This window comes from Streptomyces sp. NPDC033845 (assembly GCF_055576225.1).
This window is the reverse complement of the sequence record NZ_JBVIRI010000006.1, coordinates 394,794-416,776: the sequence shown is the minus strand read 5'-3', so window position 1 is coordinate 416,776 and position 21,983 is coordinate 394,794. Positions and strand designations below refer to the sequence as shown.

Genomic DNA, 21,983 nt, shown 5'->3' with positions numbered 1-21,983 from the left:
CCGCCCTACCGACCCGGCCGAACCCCAGCCAGCGGATGCGGGCTCCGGCGGATTTCGGGATCGGCCGGGTGAACGCCTGCTGCCCGGCCCGGTCCAGGCTGTCGCCTGTCGCCGATGATGCCCATCCGTCTCCCCCTGTCCCACGCCGTGACCGGCGCCCCTCATCCTCGCCTACGGGGGTGGTCGGGTGCTGTCGGGATGCGCGGATAGTGCCTGGCCAGGCGGCTGTTCGGCTCCAGGTGGCAGGTCGGGGAGGCCGGAGGGTTTGCCCGTCGTGATCGCGAGCAGGAGGGGGTCACGACCAATCCGGTAACACCACGAGGAGGTCCCGATGTCGGGCACGCAGAAGACCAAGGCACAGGCCGAGCAGGCCAAGGGCAAGGCCAAGGAGGCCATCGGCCGCATGGTCGGCAACGAACGCATGACCGCCGACGGCCAGGCCGACCAGGCCAAGGGCCACGCCCGTCAGGCCAAGGAAGACGTCAAGGACACCTTCCGCCACTGAACCCGGCCGACGGCCCGTCCGCCGCGGCCACATCCGGAGCCCCCAGCCCACCTCCCCCCGGGGCCGGGGGCTCCGCCGTACCCGGCGTCGATGGCTCGTGCGGCCGGCTCGTGGCCCGGGGAACGGTCGCGGATCGTGGCCGCCGTCCGCTGCGCACCGGTGGCAGGGGGTGAGGGGTCCGGCGGCGTGGGTCCGGGCAAGGGCCCGCCGCCGGACGGCCCGGCCGGCAACCTGCCACGGTCCGGACCGAGCCGTGCTCCGTCACCGGGATGATGGGGGCATGGGACACACCATGGTCGTGGCGGTGCCGCCGGCCGACCTTGACCGGCTCGAAGCCCTCGTCGCCCAGCAGCAGTCCTACGAACTCCGGTGGCAGGCCGCAGCCGAACAAGACGCCGGCGTCCTCGACCTGCGGGGCGCGGCGCTGCGGGAGGCCCGTACGCGGATCCGTGCCGAACGGGACCGGTACCGGGAGAACGGCCGGCACCGCGTCACCCGGTGGCGGGCCCTCGCCCCCTCCCTCCGCACCGAGCTGGAACAGCGCGGGTTCATGCGGCCGTGGCCGGTCATCCCCGAAGGGGCGCAGCAGGCCGGGCACGCTCGGCGGGACCGGTCCGTACGGCGGGACGGGGCTCACGGGCCGGCTGTGCGTCACGCTGCCCGACGACCTCGCCGTACCGCTGCACCGCGGGGTGTACTGGAGCAACCACCCCCCACATCCAAATCCTTCAGGCGTGGGCGGACCGGTGGGGAAGCGGGCCGCGCCCCCCGAAGTACTCGACGAACGGGCTCAGACCGCCGCCCAGATCACCACCACCGGCGCGATCCTGCGGACCGCCCTCCACCACACCGTCCACGGCTCGGCCTGAGCGCCCGTTAGCCGAGCGTCGGACGTACGTCAGGTGCGACACTCCTATGCTGGTTTGCCACCATGAGTGGCATTTGTGCCACTCATGGTGGCAAACGACGCTGAACGTACGTCAGGGGCTATTGCGGACCCCGGACAGCTCCCCGCACCGGATCCCGCCCCCGGGATGGCACTCCTCGCGGGCGCGGCCTGGCCGCCGTGCTCCGGATACCAGGCCTTCACCACGATGCCCCCGCAGTCCTGCCGCATGCACACGCAGTCCCCGCCCGGGACCGCGCACGGGACAGCGTGCACGGCACGGCCGACGCCGCCCCGCAGGCCGACCCGCCAGGACAGCTCCACCCACTCCCGACCCCGACCCCCGTCAAACCGCCCCGACACCGCAATGCCCCCGGCACGGCGAGCGCGGCCGCGCGGGACACGGCCAGGCCCCGGACAGCGATGCCCGACGGAGCCGCGGCGAGCGCGGTGAGGGCTTCCGCGTCCGCGGAGGTGACCCACCCGGACACCGTCTCGGTCTCCTCCGCGGTGTCGGCGAGGCACAGGGCGGTGGCGTCGAGGCGGATGGTGCGGGTTCCGCCGCCGGACCGGCGTACGACCAGGGTGGCGGACGGCACGGTGTGCGGGACGGCGATCGTGCCGTGGGCCAGGAGCCACGCCACCACGTCCGCGTGCCCGAACTCCGGACTCGTCACGGTGCCGCCCACCGGGACGGGGAAGTCGGGGTGGCGGCGGCGCCAGGCCACCACCGTGGCCCGGCCCGGGCCGGCGATCCGTGCCACACCTGACAGCATCACCGTGCCCGGCCCCGCCGACTCCAGCACGGCCAGCGGGGAGCGGCGGCTGGGGGCCAGACGCCGGACCGCCGCCCAGTCCCTCCGTACGCACCACCGGCAGCAACGCCACGTGCGCAGAAGTAGCCCGGTCTCTACTTTTGCCGGTGGAACTGCGTGGTGCGCCTCGGCGGGGCCCGGTTGACTCAAGGACACGGCAGGCAGAACCGGGACCGAGATCAGCGTCGCTGACAAGCCTTCAGTGATGCGTCATGTTCTGTTCGCCCGCCAGGTGTGAGGCAGCGTGGCCTGCTCACCGCAGACCAGGGGAAACCGCCGGCTCTGACGTGCCGCTGCGTCGTCCCCGTTCCACGACTTAGAGAGATCCGGTTCATGAGCGAACGAGAGCTGTCCCGACGGTCCTTCACAAGGATCGGCGCTGCGGCGCTGGCACTCCCCGCCCTGGGGGCGCTGCAGGGTCTGGCCGCTCCGCAGGCCCACGCGGACACCAATGACCTGTGGTCCGAGATGGTTTGGCGCATGGAGGGCTACGAAGGTCAGCGCCGCACCATGGCGGCTGCGGCACAGGCGTCGCGTTACCAGAGTTTGGTGCGCGGGATGCGCAGTATCGCTGCCCAGCCGATGGCCGGCGCCCAAGGCGACCCTAATTTTCTTGACACGACGAGGCGGCCGAGCAGCCCCTCTGAACGCGTCCTCGGGATCTTCCTCTGGAACCCCAGTGGCCAGACCCACGTTGCGCTGTACTTCAACGTCGACAACCTCTACCTGATGGGCTTCACCTCCCGCGGCGCCCACTACCGCTTCGACGACGCCTCTTTCAGTCACCTGTCGCGGAGCATCGGTCGCCGCTGGAACGTGCAGCCTCCCCTGGTCAGGGTGCTGCATTCCACCGGGCGCTACGCCACGATGTACGCTACGGAGGAGTTCCGGGGGTACGTGGCGTTCAGGTCGCAGAACTTCCTGAACTTCCTGGGAGTCCTGGAGAACGTGACCGAGAGCAACATGAACTCCCAACAGGTGGGTCGGGCGCTCGGCTTCTTCATCGGCGCCACCGCCGAGGCCGCCCGCTTCGGCTGGATCGAGGAACGCATCGCCCGCGTCATCGCGAACGACGGTGACAGCAGCGACCCCAACTTCCCGGACCACATCGGCGGTTTCGGCACCGATCTCCAGAACGCCTGGGACCCCCTGTCCTCGATGGCCCACCAGACCATCCAAGGACGCACCAACGTCGCTCCGGTGAACATCGACGGGCGCCAATACCGCAACTACACACAGCTCGTGCACGGAACCCCTCGCATCGCCCCCTTCGTCGCCATCCTCGGCAAGGGCATCTGACCCGGCAGCGCCGCACCAGCTGGGACCCCATCCCTCACAGGGCCGGGCCCAGCCGGCTCGGGCCCCGCGGCGCGTCGTCGGCAGCGCCCTCCTCGGGCGCGCGACGGGTCGTCAGCGGGTCCCGTAGACGATGACGGCCATCAATGCGCCCAGTACCAGCACGTACAGGTCCTGCGCCGTCCACTGCCCCATCAGGCGGCAGGCCCCGGCGCGATCGGCGGCGCGCCACGGCGCCCCACGAACACCGGGCCCGGCAGCACCGCCGTCGGGGGCACGGCTGGCGCCTGGTCCTCGATGTCGGTGTCGAGGATGCGGTGTCGGGGCAGCCGAGGACCAGTCGTACTTTGGCTCATAGGCCAGTCCGGCCTTCGCCACGGCGGGGCCGGGGATGGACTCCGCGGCCTGGGCCAGCGTCTGCTCCACCGGAGGCACCAACACGACGCCGCCTCCCTCCACCCCGCCCCTACCCGCACCCGGGCTCCGATCCTCCCCGCAGCCCCAGCAGGGCCGCGACCTGGCATGAGTCGGCCGGGAGAGGGGGGCGGCGGGGTGCCTGCCGGCGCGTGCGGCCGGCCCGGCCGGAACCGGGCGGGCCGGGAGTCGCTGGCTAGACCAGGACCCTGGACAGGTCGTCGCAGCGGATCCCGCCTCCGGGGTGCCACTCCATTGCGGGTGCGGGCTGGTTGCTGTGTTCCGGGCACCACGCCTTCACGATGATGCCTCCGCAGTCCTGTCGCAGGCACAGGCAGTCCTCGCCAGGGGCGGCGTGCGGGACCGCGTGCACGGCGCGGCCGGCGCCGCCCCGCAGGTCGGCCCGCCACCCGTCAGGGACAGGGCCCCACAGGCCGGTTCACCCGGGAGGGGAGCGAGGTTCACCAGGGAACCGTCACTGCACCCCTCACACGGTGCGGGCCGGCGGCCGGGTGCCGGCGAGGGCCGCCGTCGGCCGGCCGAACCGCCCCGGGCGAGGCGCCGACCGGGCCCCTCAGCGCGGCCCGGACCGCCTCCGGATCCACCGCCTCCACCACCGCCCGCGACCACCGCCCAGGGCCAGCGTCCGCCACCGGGACCAGGCCCGACCCCGCCGCCCACCGCCAGGCCGCCGCCGGCACCCGCAACCGGGCCACCGCCTCGTACTCGCCGTACACCTCACGCACCGAACGCGTCACAGTGCACACTCCCCTCGCACCACCGGCGCGGCCCGGACGGGCCGCGCCAGAAACATGACGAAACATCCCTGTTCATGTCAATAGGCGCTAATTGACGCCGAGTTGGGGGCACTCCGCACACATCGCGGGTACGTACGCGAGGGGGCCGGTTCACCCCGACGGGTGAGCGCGGCAGCACGGTGAACCGTCACTGCACTCCGGCGCCGGGCCGGCTGCGGGACCGTGCGGGCATTTGGTGGCCGAGCAGCACGTGGTTCACCGAGCCCGAACCGCCGGCGCCGATGATCAGCCCCTGCACTGGCGGCCGCGAGAAGGCCGAGTAGTCCTCGTCCTCCGCAGGTATCTCCTCGTCCTCCGACAGGAAGAACACGCCGACACCGGCGGGATCGAAGGTCCCCAGGTCCAGGGCAGAACCGTCTCGCACCCAGAAATCCACATCGCCGCCGGCCTTGGCCTCCACCGGATCACAGAAGGTCCCCAACCACGGGACCACACCGGCCAGGATGTCCTCGAACCCGCGTGGCTCGAAAAGCCACAGCCCAACTGCCGGTCCCGACATGCCACCCCCAGAGTCGTGGCCCATGCGCCACCAGGACCCGGTTCTACCAGGTCCTGGTGGCAGACACCTGATCATTTCTGAGACGCGGCTAGCTCAAGATCGATTCCAGCGCTGGGCGCTCCGGTTCCAAGAACCATGACCAAGTTCCAACTAACGTGGCAAGGCTCACCTTCACGGGTCAACCGGAATGCACAACGGGACATCTATCCCGCTCAAGGGCCATCTATCGTGCTCAGTCACAGCGCCGACGGCCCAGACGGAGCATCCGGACTTCCCGTGGAATTCGAACACGTGTTTCCATTAGGGGCGTGAGAGCACCATTCCGCTTCTCGCCCGACCTCCTCGCCCTCGAACAAGCCTGGCAGTCCGCCTATGCCGAACTCGCAGCCTGCGGCCCGGCCGGGACCAGCGCGGCGCGGCGGCGGCTGATCGCCCTGTCACTGCGCCTGCACACACACCCGTACTGGACCGGCCCCGGCGGGGGCAGCCGGGCAGACCTGCAGCGTGCCGCCCGCACCAGCTCCGCCGTACTTCGGAGGGCAGCCGCATGACCACCACCCCGGTCGAAACCGCCACCGCGCAGGCCGCCGAGACCCGCACCCGACCCGGACAGCCCCACCGCATGGTGGCTGCAACGGTGCCCGTGATCGTCTATCCGCCCGACGCTCAGGGCGGGCGCCGGGTCCGGTGCGCCGCCGAAGGCATCGAGGTGATGTCTTCGGCGGCAGCCGTCGTACTTCACTGGTCAGGCCTGGTCGACGATCTTGGTGACCTGGAAGGTGATGAACTCGGCAGGCCGGATGATCGCAACACCGACGTCGACGGTCAGCTTGCCCTCAGCCGCGTCTTCAGGCGGGTTGTTGGACTCGTCGCACACCACGTAGAACGCCTCGTCTGGGGTGCGTCCGACGAGCACGCCGGAGCGCCACAGGCGCGTCAGGAAGCTCGACACCGTGGCCTGAACGGAGGTCCGCAGAGCGTCGCCGTTCGACTCGAACACCACCCACTCGGTGGACTGCCGGATTGACTCCTTGATGAAGATGATCGTGCGGCGCACATTCAGGTAACCCTGCTCCACGTCCGTGACGTCGGAGGCAGCCAGCGTCCGAGCCCCCCACACCAGCACGCCGGAGTCGCGGAAGTTGCGCAGGCCGTTCACGCCGGCGTCGTTCCACACTCCCTGTTCCTCGTCGCTGATGTCCTGAGTCAGGGAGACCACACCACGCAGGCCCTCGTTGGCAGGAGCCTTGTGGACGCCGCGCGCCGAAGCGACCCGCGCCCACACGCCGGCCACGTGCCCGGTCGGCGGCACCGCGATCTCGCCACTCGGGTCCGACGGGTCTTGAACGTTGGCCCACGGGTGGTAAACCGTCGCGAACGCGAGATCCTCAGCTGCGATGCCGAGCGACTTGACGGCATCGACGACCGGGTCCACGTTCCGTTCCAGGTGAAGGACCGCGATTCGATCCCCCATCCGCGCGCAGTGCCCGGCGATCGCGGCCGCCCGGGCGGGCGCCGTGGCCGGGGTGCTCCACAGGTCCGGTGCGATGACGATCTGCACCTTGATGGACTCCAGCGCCTTCAGACCGCGCGGCTCCTCGTCCTTCACGGCCTCGGCTGCGACGTCGGCGGCGGGTACGGGGACGATGTACATCCCCCCGCCGCCATTGTTGAACCAGCCGAACACCGCCGACCACGCGATCGGCGAGATCTCCGCTCGCTCCGAGTCGATATCGGAGGCGTACGTAAACTCCCTTTCGAACTCGGCCCACGACCGTACGTGTGTGAGCGAGGGCAGGTGGTCTCCTTCCGAGCCGACCAGGAACGCGGCCACCGAAGTTTGGGCGGCGGCTACGACCCGTGAGTTGCTCGATTCCTCAGAGCCGAGTTCGACGATAGGCACGAAAAACCTCTTCCAGACGGAGATCACCGGCAGAGGCCAGCCTAGGAGCCGCCACCCCCACAGCAGGGTCTTTTGCACCAGACGGCGGCACAGAGCGTCATAGACGCGCCAGCAACACCTGATTGTGGCTAGAGACCGCCGGGGCAGGCCACCGTCAGCCGGACCGGCCCGCCCACTGGCACCTCATCGGCCAGCGCCCGCAGCTGCACCGCTGTACGGACGATCAGTTCACGGGCCCCGGGGGTGCTGAGAACATGGGCGTGGACCTCGGGGCCCAGTCCGGTGCGGTAGCGGAGCGACGCATCGTCCGCCGGGTTCCGTAGGGCCGTCCGGAGGCCGAGGTACAGGCCGTCCGTGACCAGATCGTGGGCACCCTTGTGACGTGCCCCGATCAACCGGATGACTAAGACCGTGTCCTGTGTGGTGAGGCGGAGTAGGCGCTTGTAGCAGCAGATGGCAGCGGCCAGGCCGAGAAATGCCAGGTAGTTGCGGGGGTCGCGTTCGTAGCGGTGGTTGAGGCGGCGGTAGCCGGTCAGCCAGGACATGGTCCGCTCGATCACCCACCGGCGCCTTCCGAGCCGCTCGGACGACTCGATGCCCTTGCGTGCGATGCGGACTCCGATACGTTTGCCGCGTCACCATTTCCGCAGGTGAGGGATGTCGTAGGCCTTGTCGGCGTGCAGCCGCTGAGGTTTGAAGTAGCGGCCTCGGTGGGGGCCGTGTCTCGTTTGGTTGCCCATGACCATGGGCTTCAGCGCGAGGCTGTCGTGGGTGTTGGCCGCGGAGAGGCCGACGAGGAGGGGCAGTCCGTCCGCATCCGACAGGACGTGCATCTTGGAGCCCGGCTTGCCCCGGTCCTCGGGGCTCGGACCTTTGAGTTCGCCCCCTTTTTGGCCCGCACGTGGGCGGGGCAGTTGTCGGGTGGACCAGCGGCCGGCCTCGCCCTGGAGGCGCCATTCGTGGAGGTAGCCCTCGGCCAGCAGTTCACGTTTCGCCCGCAGGAACGCCGTCTTCGTCAGCCGGGCTCGCCCGGCTGTCTTCGACAACGCCTCATCGGCCCCCTGCGGGAGGGAGAGCTGCCAGGCCAGCAGGCGGACCGCCTCCGCGGATAACCTCGGATGACGGATGATCTCATGGGGTACCTGCGAGAAGAACCGCGCAGGCGCGATCGATTGCACAACGGGAATCGACCAACTCCCCGCCACGCTAGCGCAGTCGATACACCGACACGCCCGAAGCGACCACCCACCGATCACCTCCAGGGCCCACCCGGGCAGCCCTGACAGCACGATGAGGATCAACCGGCCCTCCGGGCTTTCACAGCGGCGGACGACCCCCACCACGACCGCCAGGCTGTCCATGCCGCACCCAACCCGGCGGACCTCGTAGGCGCCGCCGCCGGCCGCAGGATCTGGGCCCCGCACCCGGAAAGCAGCTCCCAACCTTCCCCGCGGGGCGCCCGGATGCTTGAGGCATGCTGAGGCAGGGGCCCGCGGCGCCGGTTGGGCCACTGCGAAAGCACCGTAACCATGATGGAGGTAAGTGACATGCCGGAACGCCCTTCGCCAGTCTGATCGCGTGAATTAAGCCGCGGACCGGTGCGGCACTGCACAACCGACACGGCAGCACCGCAAACAGCCCTCGGAGACACCGGCGCGGCACCGGTGTGTCCGAGGCCTCACTCAACGGCGCCGACCTCACCACTCCACTCACCGATCCGACCCTCGACGCATCACGAAACGATCACAGCCACCGCCCGGACTCACCGGCCGGCAAGTATGCAAGGCCCGCACCCACCAAACTCCATAAACCAGCATGGGTTGCTTCCACATCCACGTACGCCCCCGTGAGCCACTGGAATCCGCCTGCCGGTAAGCAGTGAGTCCACGCCGGTAGGTACGGGGAACTCACCGGTGAGGCCACCGGGCCACTCCCCCACCCCGGCGCGTCCCAGCGGCCGAGCCCCGCGCGAACGACCGCTCAAAGGCCACGCCGAGGGACCTCGCGCGCCTGGTACATCGAGCGCCTGTCAACCGGCCGACCGAGGCCCTCCCCCTCGACATGGCGCAGCTGCGTCGGGGCTCCCACTGGATCACCAGACTCTCGGTCAGCCGGCCGGGCCACGGCACCAACGGCCAGTGACCTGCCGAAGGGGCGGCAGAGTGGGAAGGCGGGCTCACCCGGCGGCGATGGTTCACCGGTGGGGCGGACGCAGGGGGGCGCCGGCCCCCGCTTCCGCGCCTACGCCCCCTGGGGCCGGGGTCCGCCGGCAGGGGTCCGGGCAAGGGCCCGCAGCCGAGCGCGCACCCTTCGATGGTGCGGGAGGGGCAGCAGGCACCTTCGCGACGGCGTCGAGGGCGGGTTCCAGGCCGTCGAAGACCACCACGGGAGAGGGAGCGGCCGCCAGAACGCCCTGAGCGCGAGCCTGTCCGGCGGCCGGATCGGTCAGCAGGGTGTGGAGTATCGGCTCGACCACTCGCTGTACCGGCTCCGCCAGGTCCTGGCCGGCGTCACGGGCCAAGGCGCGGGCTTGGCGGGCCATCGCGGTGGTCACCCGGTGCTGCTGGTGGAAGAGCTCGCGGACCGCAGCAGACCACTACCCATCGCGGCCTGATCCCTTCACCCCGGCGGACCTTCCAGGTCACAGCACTATCGAGTAGGCCCCGGTACCCGCCTGGGTCCGCGTCGGCGGACGTACGGTCCCGGTTCCGCCGCACCGCCGCCACCGTCTCTGGGAGACAACACTTGGGGCTCCGTTGGGGGTTGGTCCCCGTCGCCGAGGGCCGCAGGCCGGCGCGATCGTGGGAGCCCCGACCGGAAGGGTACTCGTGAACGACAACATCCAGCCCCGGGTGCGCGCCACGCGGCACACGGCACGGCGAAGGCACACAGGCAAGCTCTCGGGGAGCATCGTGGCCGCAACGGTCGGTCTGATCATGCTCGCCGGGTCTGCTGCCGCCACACCGGCCCCAGACTCTGCCCCTGTCGACCGCCCCGGAGCGCCAACGGCTGCCGGGCCGAAAGTTGGCGCACCGAAGGCCCCGCGTTCGGTGCCACCTGCCGCACGGATCAGAAGTGCTCTGCAGGACTTGTCTCAGACGCCCTGCGGTCCGACCGCAGGGCGCATCACCGGCCATGTGACGTACAAGGATGAAAAGGGTGTGAGTCGACCTGCCCAGTGGCTCGGGGTGGAGGTGTGGGACCGGGACGCTGCTGGCGATCCCCCCGACCTGCTGGCTTACGGCGGTACGGACAAGAACGGGAAAATAGTCGACTGGCAGGACCTGACCTCGGACATTTGCTTCGCGCAGGACGACACCGAGGGTCCGAGCGGTGGCAGGCAGGATGTCTTCCTCAAGTTCTTCACGGAGAACGCCTCCTGGACGATCACTGACGCTGCTACCGGACAGCCCTTCGCCTTTTCGCAACCCGGCACCACCTTCGAGATCGTCACAGGGGGCACCACGAACCTCGGCACCTTCCCCGTCACGGACGCCGTGCTCGGCAATCGGGCGTTGAATGCCAGCGCCCGCGCGAATGATGTCTGGCAGTGGCTTCCCGGGTTCGCCCCGAATCAGACCGTTTGCTGGGACGCGGACGAGACGGCGAACTGCGAGATGAAGAAGATCAACCTCTCCACGAACACCGAAGCGGCACACTTCGACCCGAATACACAACAGGTCGAGATAGACGCCGCCTTCATCGACAACCCATGGGTCATGGTGCATGAGCTCGGCCACGCGATCATGGATGATGTCTATAATCACGCACCGGATTTCGTGAGCGGATGCCCTGCCACCCACTACGTCTACAAGGCGCACACAGCCATGTGTGCCTGGGGTGAAGGGTTCTCCACCTGGATGGCGCTGTCGGTTTACAAAAACCCGGTGGGAACGGTTCCAGGTGGGAACACCTACGACTTCGAGACGACTACCTGGGGCACGACCACGCCTGCCGTGTGGGAGAACGGTGACACTGTGGAAGGGCGCATCACAGGCGCTCTATGGGACATCTCCGATCTGGTGAACGAGTCCCCCTGGGACCGGTCCTCCGAAGGCCCTGACAAGATCTGGTCGACGTTCCAGAACCACATCGACTACACGTTTGCCGCCTTCTGGGCCCATCGGACCGCCGATGGGTTCAATGTCTCTCCCACGGGCGCTCTGGCCTCCATCTACCAGAACACCGTCGACTACAAGTTCATCGATCCGCTGACCTCGACTACGGTATTCCGGCCGACGCCGCCCAGTGCAGGGCATAACTTCAGTTTCAACACGACGAAGCCCGGGTGGTCGGTCGTCCACATGGATCCGCCGAACAGCAATTTCGATCTTCGGGTCTTCGACGACAAGGCTCAGACGGTCTCCTTGGCCACCAGTGCGACGGCGGGCACCAAGAGCGAGTTCGTGGCCATCGACTCCAACGCCGGCAAGCGCCCACTGGGCGACTACTACCCGCGTGTCACCAGGGCCGTCGGTGAGAGCGGCGGGCCCAAGAACTACGGGCTCCAGATGGTCGAGTCGTCCGCGACCGCGCTGACGAACGGCTCCCTGTCCGTCCCCATGTCCACCACCAACAAGACCGCCGTCATCCAGACCGACCTGGTCCAGAACGTATCCGTCACCATCACCGCCGACCCGGCACTGACGCAAAGCGTCGAGATGTTCCTCGTCAGCCCTACGAACAACTCCATCCGAACCCGCGCCACATCCGTGGCGTCCGTCAAGAATCCCGACGGGACCCTGGCCCTGACCTTCGTTCCCCCCACCACAGGCACCTACGGAATCGTGCTGCTGCTCGACGGCATCGCCGCAAGCGGCGACGTCCTCCTCCACCGGACCTCGCAGATGCCCTAGCCATATCGACCACGGGCACGATCTGAGCCGGGGAACGTGATGTGCCCGTTCAGCCATGACGAAGGCCTCCGACGCGAGGAGGGGTTCAGGCTCCACACCGCACTCGGAGGCTTTCGTGTCCACCGCCGGCCTCGGCCTTGTCCACCAGCTGACTGATCAGCTGGTCATCGAGAACGTCCGGCACCGACCCCGTCGGCTGTACCTCCGCCACGGCCTCCGCCTACACGCTTACGTCTGTCATCAGGTGTCACTTCCTGGTCGAAGATCCGCCGCTGTTCGCCGGACGGACCCCCAAGGCCCTTTCGGAGTCCTCCCCACCATCACCAACGGCACCTTCACCGACCAGGACACCGATGAGTCCCCATCGACCAGCCCTTCATCACCCCCGGCCTCGAAAACCGCCCCCGCACCCACGGCATCCAGCTCCCTGGCTTCCCCCACCTCCCGTGGCGACCCCCACCGGAAAGCCAGGCCCGCGGGCTTCCCGTACGGACGGTCCAGCCGCCCCGCAGGTCGACCGGCCGGGGGACGGTCGTGCCGTCCGTGCGCAGGGTCTCGTAGGCGGTGGAGTCCGCGCCGTCCATCACCGTGGCCTCCAGCGGACCCGATCCGTCCTCCACCGACACCACTGGGGTACGGGTGTCCGTGCCGCGCGTGCGGAGCTTCTTCTGCCGCACCCGGCCAGCAGACCCGCCACGACCCCGACCCCAGCAGCCCGCCGCCACCACAGCCCAGTCCGCACCCGGCCGTCCTCCCGCACCGTGATCAACACCTCACGCCACGCCAACGACCGGCCGCCTCAGGGCCGCCACTGTTTCCAGCCCAACCGCCGCCCCGTGCAACGACCCGCAACCCCACCCCTACCCTCCTCCTACCTAGGCGTTTGGAAACTCATCGGCCGGAAAAGCGGGGTTGAGCAGGGATGATGCCCAGCGCTCCCAGAATCGCTTCCCCCGCAGCTTCCCCCCAGGGGGCCAGCCGTCGAGGTCGATCTCCAGGCAGTCGATGTCGGTGAACTCCACCACCAGGTCCTCCGGTATTCGGCAACCGCAGTCGGCTCAGTCGCGAATCGCTTTCCGGCCCTGTCATCGTGGCAGTGCGGCGAGGGCCGCGGTCACGGCGGCGGTGAGCGCCACAACCGAGGCGAAGGCTGCCGCCGCCCGCAGGATCGCGGCCGGATACGTGGCCCCGTCGAGGCGGGCGAGCTTGCCGGCTGCGATAGCGGCCAAGACCGCCAGGACGAGGGCCACAGCGGCGCCGAGCAGGACGGTGGCGAGATCGGACACGACGACTCCAGAAGTGTTGGGCTCAAGCTGACGTGTCGAAGGTCCCGCAAGCACTGTTCGATGGCATTCGGGCTAGTCGAAGACGAACACCGGTGAACACGGATGAACACACCGATGTCTGCCAGAAGATCAAAGGGCATCCAGGTAGCAGGGCCCTACCTCCCAGACGACATCATCAAGGAACGGCCAGGGGGCGTTAACGCCACCGTCCGTTCTGATGTCGAGGATCGATCTCAGCTGGAGGAAGACGCATGAGTCAATGCCGAACTCTGCCAAGAAGCAAATAGCCGTGCTGTAAACCTCGGAGAATAGGGCATCGTAAACCTCGGAGGACACTGCACTCGCCGCGTTGTATCGAAAACGGTTCTCGAACACGAAGACGAGGTAGATGAGGATAAACATCACCTCATTTCCGTCGGGACGTCCCTTGATCTGGCCCTTGTACGCGAGACAATCCTCCGCGCACTGCACCATCAGGCCGGGAAGCCCGGGATCGTCAAGCTGCACGGCGCGGTGAATATCCACCACTCTGATTCTCAGCCCGATCAGCGGGTATTCCCGCAACTTGCCATGGAGCACGCGGAGCAGGTTGGTGGGCCGCTGCTCCAGGTACTCGTAGGTGAATCTGGTCTCCGGGCCCCCTGGCAGCCGGCTGATCTGTTCCCTGGCCTGTACCGGCGGCCGGGCCGTGTGGCCGGAGGACTCCCGGACCGGATCGGCTGGGGTGTTGCCAGCCGTACAGGCAAGAGCTCTCAGGTCGAGGAGGGGGTCTGGTGGCGTTCTTAAGGCTTGGGCCAAGGAGACGAGTGTGGCTTCGCTCGGTACGGTCGCCCCGTTGAGCGCCTGGCTCGTCGTGGTACGCCCGAGGCGAGCTCGTCGGGCCAGGCCTCCCGCGCTGAGGCCCTGCTCCACCCGAAGGCGCCGTAGAAGGCGCTTCAAGCTTTGCAGGGGTGCTCCTGCGGCCTGTTCCTGCCCTGTCTCTACCAACGGGCGCGGTCCCGCCGACTCGGCGCGGTCCACGAGCCGGGCCTCGTACTTGGCTGTGTCCAGGTTGCTGTCCATACCAACAGCATGCCCGTCAGGGCCCTTTGCTCGGGGCCAATGTGCACACCTGGCCAATAGCCACCCGGATGCTGGGCCGGCCGACGCGTGAGGGAAGCCACCGTCGGTCTGCTCGTCGGCCTATCCAGGCAGCCTGCTGCCACCCGCCCCAGGAGGTCCGGCCCCCCGGCAAGTGAGAGCCCTACACCGGCCTCCGGATGCTCAGGCCGCCAATTCGACCGCTGACGCGCCAAGCGGAGTACTCAGTCACATGTTCGGCGCGGGCCCGGCTGGACCTGGGGTGCTAGAGGTCGATCTCCCAGACAGCGCGTCGGACATGCGGCGCAGCAGGCGGTGCTGGTGGACACTGATCCAGGTCAGTCATCCAGGCCAGTAACAGTGTTGTTCCTTGGCCGAGACACCGCTCGCCCGGCGTTCCTTGCGGCGTATCGCCATGAGCATGATCACGGCCGTCAGGGCCCCTGATCCGGCTCTCAGCAGGGCGTCGAATGGTGACCGGCCGGGGCTGATCAGGAGGATGACACCCGCCCCGCCGGCGTGACCATCTCCTCTTCGGGCAGTCCCGCCCTACCCGCCGACCCCGACCGCGCCGGTCGGACGGCGAAGGCGACGCCGGCACGGGCCGGGACTTCCGCGGCATCCTCGGTCATCCCCGTGGGCGTCGTCTGAGGGCACCTGTCCGTCATCGTGGGGTTCGCCGGCGGCGATCGGAGGCACGGAAGCGTTCACGACCATCCGGCACATCAGCAGGAGCTCCCGATGTCTGGCACGGAGAAGACCGGGGCGCAGGCCGAGCAGGCCATGGGCAGGCCAAGGGGACGCTGGGCCGTGCGCTCGGCAACGAGCCGATGACCGCCGAAGACGACGGTGAGCAGATCAAGGGGCATTCTCGCCAGGCCGAGGAAGACGTCAAGGACTCCTTCCGCCGCCGCTGAACCACACCCGGCGCACGGCTCCACCGCCGTGACGCACCACTGGCCGCGCCCCGGGTCGGGGCCAGCTGTGTCTTCCGGAAGGGGGGCCGGGTGGCAGACCAGTCATCCGCGGCGCCCGCACCCCGCCCTCTTTCCGATCCGCCCCCGCCCGGCCGGGCTCGGCGGCCGTGGCCAGCCTTCACGACAGGCTACGTGCGTGTGGACGACCGGCGGCCGGAGCAGCCGGTCCTGCTGGACGCGTCCGGGGCTTCGATCCGTACCTGGCAGGAGAGCTACCCCTACGACCGCAAGGTCCGGCGCGCGGAGTACGAGCGGGACAAGCGGATCCTGCAGATCGAGCTGCTCAAGCTGCAGCGCTGGGTCAAGGACACCGGAGCGCGGGTGGTCGTCGTCTGTGAAGGACGGGACGCGGCGGGCAAGGCCGGCACCATCCGGCGGTTCACCGAACGCCTCAACCCGCGCGGCGCCCGGATCGTCGCCCTGGACGAGCCCACCGATCGGGAGAGCAGCCGGTGGTACGGGCTGATCCTGGTGAAGTTCTGGTTCTCGGTATCCCGCGCCGAACAGCGCACCCGGTTCGCGATCCGGCAGGTCGACCCTGTACGCCAGTGGAAGCTCTCCCCCACCGACCTCGCCTCCCTGGACCTCTGGGACGCCTCCATCCGGGCCAAGGTGGACATGTTCCGGGCCACCGATACCGCGGTGGCGCCGTGGACGGTGGCCAAGAGCAACGACAAGCGGCGCGGCCGACTGGAAGCGATGCGCAGCCTGCTCTGGCAGGTCGACTACGCCCTGAAGGACCCCGAGGCGATCGGTGAGCCCGACCAGCTCGTCGTCGGTGCCGCCGACACCCTTCTGGAGGCAGGTGAAGAACCTGCCGCTCTCTCTCCCACCCCGCTGGCCGGACCGCCGACCGGACCCGGCCTCCACCCCGCACGCCATGGCGCTTTCGGAGGGCATGGCAGCAGCGGCCTCTGGATGGGGGGTGAGGACTCCGTCTAGGCCGACGATACCCATAATGTGAGCGGTGTTGGCCGGAACCGCCAGGGCACAGGGCCGCCTGCGGCGGCCCGGACCTCGCCGACGGTCGGCAGCAGCTCACAAGAGACCGGGAGCACCGGCTGCGGGCCCCGCCGCGCGGCGGGGCCCGCAGCCGTGCGCAGAGGGTCAGATGCCCATGTTGCGGCCGTAGTAGTTCCCGACCTCGCTGCGGTACGCGGCGTTGCCGCGGTGCTTGTCCTTGTCGTACTCCGGGGAGTCCTTGATCTGGTCCTTGGTCAGGTTGACCTGGACCTTCTCCTCCTTCACATCCACCCGGACGACGGTGCCGGCCGGCAGCAGGACCTCCTTGCCGAAGATCCACGGTCCGGTGTCGACGACGATGTAGGCGGAGCCGACCTCCTCGGTGGCCTCGTCGACCTTGCCGATGTGGCCGTCACTGGCCTCGACCTTGAAACCGACCAGGCTGGTTCCGGGCGTGTAGTGCGATTCGGGGTGGTAGCTCCACATGTTCTCGGACACGACAGAGTGCTCCTTCTGCAGGGGTCGTCCTCAGAGCGCCGGTCGTCGGCGCACGACTCGTCTATCCCTGCCCGCTGACGCCACTGCCTGCAGTATTCGCCCCCGCGGCCACCCGAACGGAGTCCTCGCGCGATTACGGCCGTGCGTCCGCCGGCCCCTCCGCCTGGCCCCGCGTCCAGCCATCCCGCGAGGCTCCGTAGGCCGAAGGCCCGGAGGGCATGACCGAGGGTTCCGGGGCGCCGGCCGTCACCGGGGACCCCGACCCTGCGGGCGGGTCCGGCGGCGACGGCGATCGGAGCGCCGAGTTCGGACAGGGCTCCCGCCGCCCGGGAGGCGTGGACGGCCAGCGAGGCCATCGCGGTGGCGGATGCCAGTGCGCGGCGGGCTTCGGGGTCGGTGGTGACGACGGCCTGTGGCACTCCTGCGTGCCGTCATCTGTGGTGGGTGCGTACCACCCGGTTGAGCTCTGCGGTGCTGAACGGGGCGGGGCGGGGGTCAGTTCCCGGACGAGGGGCCCGGAGCGGTAGGCGCGCAGGTATCCGTCGACGGCCGTCGCAGCCTGGGGCCGGTCGGTGATGCCGAGGTCGGCTCGCTGTCGGGCACTTCGACCCGGGGCGGAAGCAGCGCGGCGCCGCACGGCCAGCCCTGGAGGGCTGCCAAGCCCTCTTGAGGCATGGAACCGTGAGGGAGCTGCCGGAACGGGTGCACGTAGGCAACGCTCTCCTCTGAACCCCTTGCGGCGGAAAGCTCCCCCCGCGTTCTTCCTGCTGCTGGCAGGCGTGGTCGTGGTCGTCCTGCTCATCGGAGCGTTCTGGTACGGCGCCCGCCGACGTGCCCGCAAATGGGGCCTGTGTCATGTCGTGATCAACTGAAACTGGCTAAGCGCGAGGCCGAGCAGCGGCAGGGGTAACTCAGCGAATCTCCAGGATCGTTCCTTGCCCTCCGGAACACTCCCGCGACCTGCGGACCCGGGAGGGGCTGCGGGAGATGGAGGTCGGGAAGTGGCAGGGGCTGACCGTCGACGAGATCATGGCCCGCCACCGACTGGAGTTCGAGCGGTGGAGGTACAGAGCCGATCCGGCCGGGGACGCCGAAGGGTCCCGGGAAGCCGTCGCCCCGGCGGTCCACGGTGGAGATCATGGGCGCGCTGGAGCGGATCCCGCCGAACGGAACGTTGATCGTCGTCAGCCACGCCGGGACCCTGCACACGGCGACAGCCGCCCTCCTGGGCCTGCCGCCAGCCTCCGTCAAGGCACCGGGATATCCTTCCAACGCCCACTGGACGACTCTGGACGTCGGCAGGACCGTTCGTCTGGTCGACCACAACATCGGCCTGTCAGACAGTGACGGAATTGGCCGGCGCCCGGTTGAACCGTCCGCCGTCCGTACATACTTGAGGAATGAGGTTCGCCGGGGAACTGATGGAGCGGGCAGCAGAGCTCGACGCGGCCGGGGCCGCGATCCGGCGGCTGTCGCGCGGTTCCGGTGGAGTCATCGTGATGGAGGGGCAAGCCGGCATCGGGAAGTCCCGGCTCTTGGAGGAGGTCTCCCAGCAGGCCGACCAGTCCGGCGCACGAGTGCTGACGGCACGCTGCACGGAGACGGAACGGGCCTCCCCCATGCGGTTGGTGCGGCATCTGCTCGGTCCAGTCCTGGCTGCCGCTACCGCATCCGAGAGGGCGTACTTGCTCGCTGATGCCGCAGCGCCGGCCTCCTCGGTGATCACCGCGGAAGCGGCCGCGAACGGCCGCACCGAAGCCTTGGGCGACTTCACGGTCCTGCACAGTGTCTACTGGCTGGTCGCCAACCTCTCGCAGGAGCGGCCTCTGCTGCTCGTCATAGACGACATGCACTGGGCTGACGCGGCCTCCTTGCGATGCCTTGCGTTCCTCCAACAGCGGCTTCATGAACTGCCCGTCCTGGTCGCCGTCGGCACCCGTCCGGACGAGCCCGGTGCCGACGCCCTCCTGACACGGATCATCGAGCACGACCAGACCCGACTGCTGCGTATCCAACCGCTCAGCCGCAGGGGCTCGGTGCGGATGCTCCGCGCGAGGTTCGGCGGGCGGGCCGACGAGGAGTTTCTCGACACCTGCCATTCAGTCGCCTGCGGGAACCCCCTGCTACTCGAATCCCTGATCGGCCTGGTGGACGGCGGCTTTGAACCGGTGGCGTCCAATGCCCCGGTCGTGGCTCGGATCGGCTCTCAGGTGATGTCCCACAGCGTGCGGTCCCGGCTGGCTTCGCTTCCGGTGGAAGCCTCGCGCCTGGCAAGGGCGCTGGCGGTACTGGGTGACGACGCGGATCTCGGCACCGCGGCCCGGTTGTCGGGTCTCTCCCCGCTGGCGACGGCGGGGACCGCCGGCCTACTCCACCGGGCCGGTCTGCTGGGCCCGATCGGCACCGGCGAGGCGCCGACGATCGGACGGCTGAGGTTCTCGCATCCCCTGCTTCGTTCGACGGTGTACGGTCTGATCGACGAGGCCGATCGGGCGGTCGCCCACAGGCGGGCCGTGGCCCTCCTGCAAGAGGCGAACGCCGGCGCCGTACAGGTTGCCACACACCTCTTGCTTATACCGCCCCACTCGGACCAGCAGGTGGTCACGCTGCTGCGCGAGGCAGCCGCCGAGGCCCAGCACAGGGGAGCGGCAGAGAGCGCGCACCTCTACCTTCACCGGGCGCTGGCCGAGCCTCCCTCCCCCGCGGTCCTCGTGGAGACCCTCACCGAAGCCGCGCATGCCGCGATGGGCGTAGATCTGGCAGCCGCCGTCGCGTACTTGACCAAGGCACTCGACTTGACCACGGACCGCTACGAGCGGGGTCGGATCGCGGTCCCCTTGAGCATGGCGCTGCACTACCTCTCCCGCACCCCGGAGGGGGTCGCGGTGGCCCGCGAGGCCCGCGACGCTCTGCCGGCCGATGAAGACGATCTGCGCAGGGCGCTGGAGGGAAATCTGCTCTGCTTCCCTCCCACAGCAGGCGGTCAGGAGCACATGTCCGGCTCCTTGTCCGAACTCATCGAGCTGCCGCGTGCCGAAACGATCGGGGCGCACGCTCTGGAGTCCATGATCGCGGGCATGTGTACCTGGCGCGCCGATCCCGCAGCCGTGCACCACGCCCGATCCGCGCTCGCCGACGGGCGGCTTCGCTTGTCCAACGCCCAGGGGACGATAACGGGAGCGTGGCTCAGTCTCCTGATGTCCGATCACGATCAGGAAGCCATGGACGCCATGGACCGGGCCGTAAGCGACGGGCGGCGCAGCGGCTCGCTCGCCGCGCTGCCGCTGGCCTCGCTCTACCGCCCTCTGTGCTGGCTCTGGCGCGGCCAGCTCGCGGAGGCCGAACTGGAGGTCCGCGAAGTGCTCCGCATCGTGGACCTGACGAACCATCACATGGTGCGGCGCGTCGCCGTCCCCATCTGGGTTTGGATCCTCCTCGAACAGGGACGTATGCCGGAAGCGGCCGAGGCTCTGCGCACCATCGACGCCGATCAGGAGCATTCCGGACTCCTGTACTGGCTGCACGACGCCAGAGCCCAATACCTCCGCTGGGGCGGCGACCATGAGGGGGCGCTCCGCAGCGCGTTGCGGGCCGGGAGTGTGTTCGCGGCGAACGGCGGCGACAACCCCGCCTCGGTGCCTTGGCGCTCGGAAGCGGCGTTGAACCTTCTGGCGCTGGACAGGAGGTCCGAGGCCGCCTCGCTCTCCGACGAGGAGGTCACACTCGCCCGCCGGTGGAGAGCCCCACGGGCGCTCGCCCGTGCGCTGCGCGTGAGCGGCGTCGTGTCCGGCGGGCGCGAGGGCGTGCGCCGTCTGGAGGAGGCCGCCGCACTCCTGGCCGGCGGTTTCGCCCGTCTGGAGCACGCGAAGTGCCTGGTCGAGCTGGGTGTCGCGCTCCGCGAGGACGGCCGGCACACACAGGCGCGTGAACTCCTCGCTCACGGCCGGGCCGTGGCAGGCGCGTGCGGGGCCGTGCCGCTGGCCGAGAGGGCGGCGTCCGAGCTGACCGCCGCCGGGGGCCGGCCCAGGCGGATCCACATCTCAGGTCCTGAATCCCTCACGCCGAGCGAGCGGAGGGTCGCGGAAATCGCGTCGGAGGGTGCGAACAACCGCCAGATCGCCCAGGCCCTCTTCGTCACCGCGAAGACCGTGGAGACACACCTCACCAGTGTCTACCGCAAGTTGGGGGTCACCAGGCGCCAGCAGTTGTCCGACGCGTTGACGGGCGGGGCCCAGCGGCCCGGGGGCGCTCCACCGTACGGTGGGACGACCGCGGGCCGGGTTCCGGGCGATGGAGCGGAGACCTGGGGCCGAGGCGACCCGGTGGACTACGGCAGGCCCAGCAAGGGGTCCTTGTAGGTGTTCTGGGCGACGACGATCTCCCAGCCGCGCGGAGTCGCGTCCGTCCGTCGGTAGAGTTCGCTCACCACGAGGTCGAGCGTCCTGGTCGTGTTCCCGCCGGCCAGGTCCGTGATAGTGAAGGTAGGGTCTCCGACGACCATGACGGACCGGGCATCGACCGGGACGAAATGGTAACGGTCGCTGATCGATTCCACCTCGAACGACGTGGTCCCGAACAATTGGGCCACTAGCGTCCCGAACCCCGAGGGGCCGACGCCCTGCTGGCCATCGGACACGATCAGGACCGTCCCCGCTACCACAGGCTCGAAAGCGGCGGGATCATTCGCCAGGATCAGGTTGTACTGCGGAATGAATTCCTCGTCGAAGAACTTCTTCGCGATCCTCAGGCATCTGGACTGCGATCCGGCGAACATTCCGCACTTCACCCGGGCCGGATCGAAAGACGGCGGGCTCAGCAGCGAAGCGGCCCGATGAACGGCCTGGACCGGGGTCTCCTGTGTCACCGCCCCGGCACTCGGCTGGGATGTGGCGAACGCCCCGGCCGCCAGCACGACGGCCGCCAGCACGAACCGTATGGCTCCCCCCGATCTCTTCGAAGGTCCTGAGGCGATTTCACTTCGTGCCACAACACTCTCCCTTCTCTTCTCCGACCCGCGTTCCAGCCGACGAGCGGCAGAAATCTCCCTGAGAACTGACCGGCTTCTCGACGCCTAGATTCCCGGAGATCGAATTCCTGGACCCAGATTCGGCTAGAGCCTCCGTGATGCCACTAGGGAAACCCCCTACACCACCCCTGGGACTGGCGCGAGGGAACAGCGACACCCCC

General features: G+C 69.1%; 17 protein-coding genes and 3 pseudogenes. 10 read left to right on the top strand and 10 right to left on the bottom strand.

Features of this window, described 5'->3' with window-relative positions; genetic code table 11:
- The first annotated feature begins 331 nt into the window (after positions 1-331).
- Positions 332-505 (top strand): CsbD family protein, encoded by a 174-nt coding sequence (locus ACZ50K_RS16570; protein WP_468903188.1) that lies wholly within the window; start codon positions 332-334, stop codon positions 503-505.
- A gap of 734 nt (positions 506-1,239) precedes the next feature.
- The gene (locus ACZ50K_RS16565; protein WP_468903186.1) at positions 1,240-1,374 is read left to right on the top strand and encodes a hypothetical protein; all 135 of its coding nucleotides are present in this window, start codon (positions 1,240-1,242) and stop codon (positions 1,372-1,374) included.
- 217 nt (positions 1,375-1,591) lie between these two features.
- On the opposite strand, the gene ACZ50K_RS16560 is transcribed toward ACZ50K_RS16565, so the two are convergent.
- Positions 1,592-2,155 (bottom strand): hypothetical protein, encoded by a 564-nt coding sequence (locus ACZ50K_RS16560; RefSeq protein WP_468903184.1) that lies wholly within the window; start codon positions 2,153-2,155, stop codon positions 1,592-1,594.
- Between the two features lie 384 nt (positions 2,156-2,539).
- Here ACZ50K_RS16560 and ACZ50K_RS16555 point away from each other — a divergent pair, with 384 nt between their 5' ends.
- A complete protein-coding gene (locus tag ACZ50K_RS16555; protein ID WP_468903182.1) occupies positions 2,540-3,505 on the top strand; it encodes a ribosome-inactivating family protein in 966 nt (321 codons plus the stop codon).
- Between the two features lie 111 nt (positions 3,506-3,616).
- Here the strand turns inward: ACZ50K_RS16555 and ACZ50K_RS16550 are convergent, their stop codons facing one another.
- Positions 3,617-3,928 carry a hypothetical protein gene (locus tag ACZ50K_RS16550; protein ID WP_468903179.1) on the bottom strand — a complete coding sequence of 104 codons (312 nt, stop codon included), beginning with the start codon at positions 3,926-3,928 and terminating at the stop codon, positions 3,617-3,619.
- Between the two features lie 933 nt (positions 3,929-4,861).
- Complete coding sequence (locus ACZ50K_RS16545; protein WP_468903177.1) at positions 4,862-5,233, bottom strand: DUF6368 family protein; 372 nt, start codon at positions 5,231-5,233, stop codon at positions 4,862-4,864.
- 308 nt (positions 5,234-5,541) lie between these two features.
- On the opposite strand from ACZ50K_RS16545, the gene ACZ50K_RS16540 reads away from it, so the two are divergent.
- Positions 5,542-5,784, top strand: coding sequence for a hypothetical protein (locus tag ACZ50K_RS16540; RefSeq protein ID WP_468903175.1), 243 nt, complete (start codon positions 5,542-5,544; stop codon positions 5,782-5,784).
- Between the two features lie 194 nt (positions 5,785-5,978).
- On the opposite strand, the gene ACZ50K_RS16535 is transcribed toward ACZ50K_RS16540, so the two are convergent.
- On the bottom strand, positions 5,979-7,136 hold the full coding sequence (locus ACZ50K_RS16535; RefSeq protein ID WP_468903173.1) for a phage tail sheath family protein: 1,158 nt from the start codon (positions 7,134-7,136) through the stop codon (positions 5,979-5,981).
- A 419-nt stretch (positions 7,137-7,555) separates the two neighbouring features.
- Positions 7,556-8,043 (bottom strand): annotated as a pseudogene (locus ACZ50K_RS16530) (IS5 family transposase); the annotation flags it as partial.
- 1,921 nt (positions 8,044-9,964) lie between these two features.
- On the opposite strand from ACZ50K_RS16530, the gene ACZ50K_RS16525 reads away from it, so the two are divergent.
- A complete protein-coding gene (locus tag ACZ50K_RS16525; RefSeq protein WP_468903170.1) occupies positions 9,965-11,992 on the top strand; it encodes a hypothetical protein in 2,028 nt (675 codons plus the stop codon).
- A gap of 875 nt (positions 11,993-12,867) precedes the next feature.
- Here ACZ50K_RS16525 and ACZ50K_RS16520 read toward each other — a convergent pair.
- The 3 genes from ACZ50K_RS16520 to ACZ50K_RS16510 form a co-directional block, all read right to left on the bottom strand.
- Complete coding sequence (locus ACZ50K_RS16520; RefSeq protein ID WP_468903168.1) at positions 12,868-13,014, bottom strand: hypothetical protein; 147 nt, start codon at positions 13,012-13,014, stop codon at positions 12,868-12,870.
- A 63-nt stretch (positions 13,015-13,077) separates the two neighbouring features.
- Entirely contained in the window at positions 13,078-13,278 is a 201-nt protein-coding gene (locus tag ACZ50K_RS16515) for a hypothetical protein (RefSeq protein WP_468903167.1), read from the bottom strand.
- Between the two features lie 129 nt (positions 13,279-13,407).
- A complete protein-coding gene (locus ACZ50K_RS16510; protein WP_468903165.1) occupies positions 13,408-14,340 on the bottom strand; it encodes a helix-turn-helix domain-containing protein in 933 nt (310 codons plus the stop codon).
- Positions 14,341-15,467: 1,127 nt separating this feature from the next.
- Between ACZ50K_RS16510 and ACZ50K_RS16505 the strand changes: the two genes are divergently transcribed.
- Entirely contained in the window at positions 15,468-16,277 is an 810-nt protein-coding gene (locus ACZ50K_RS16505) for a polyphosphate kinase 2 family protein (RefSeq protein ID WP_468903162.1), read from the top strand.
- 165 nt (positions 16,278-16,442) lie between these two features.
- On the opposite strand, the gene ACZ50K_RS16500 is transcribed toward ACZ50K_RS16505, so the two are convergent.
- Positions 16,443-16,796 (bottom strand): PRC-barrel domain-containing protein, encoded by a 354-nt coding sequence (locus ACZ50K_RS16500; protein WP_468903160.1) that lies wholly within the window; start codon positions 16,794-16,796, stop codon positions 16,443-16,445.
- A gap of 734 nt (positions 16,797-17,530) precedes the next feature.
- Here ACZ50K_RS16500 and ACZ50K_RS16495 point away from each other — a divergent pair.
- The 4 genes and pseudogenes from ACZ50K_RS16495 (at position 17,531) to ACZ50K_RS16480 (ending at position 21,154) form a co-directional block, all read left to right on the top strand.
- A complete protein-coding gene (locus ACZ50K_RS16495) occupies positions 17,531-17,668 on the top strand; it encodes a DUF6479 family protein (RefSeq protein WP_468903158.1) in 138 nt (45 codons plus the stop codon).
- Between the two features lie 46 nt (positions 17,669-17,714).
- Positions 17,715-17,867 (top strand): annotated as a pseudogene (locus tag ACZ50K_RS16490) (histidine phosphatase family protein); the annotation flags it as partial.
- Positions 17,868-17,934: 67 nt separating this feature from the next.
- Positions 17,935-18,087: pseudogene (locus tag ACZ50K_RS16485) on the top strand (histidine phosphatase family protein); the annotation flags it as partial.
- A gap of 109 nt (positions 18,088-18,196) precedes the next feature.
- Positions 18,197-21,154 carry an ATP-binding protein gene (locus ACZ50K_RS16480; protein ID WP_468903156.1) on the top strand — a complete coding sequence of 986 codons (2,958 nt, stop codon included), beginning with the start codon at positions 18,197-18,199 and terminating at the stop codon, positions 21,152-21,154.
- On the opposite strand, the gene ACZ50K_RS16475 is transcribed toward ACZ50K_RS16480, so the two are convergent.
- Positions 21,124-21,723 (bottom strand): hypothetical protein, encoded by a 600-nt coding sequence (locus ACZ50K_RS16475; RefSeq protein ID WP_468903154.1) that lies wholly within the window; start codon positions 21,721-21,723, stop codon positions 21,124-21,126. The two genes, ACZ50K_RS16480 and ACZ50K_RS16475, sit on opposite strands and share 31 nt — an antisense overlap.
- Positions 21,724-21,983: the final 260 nt, after the last annotated feature.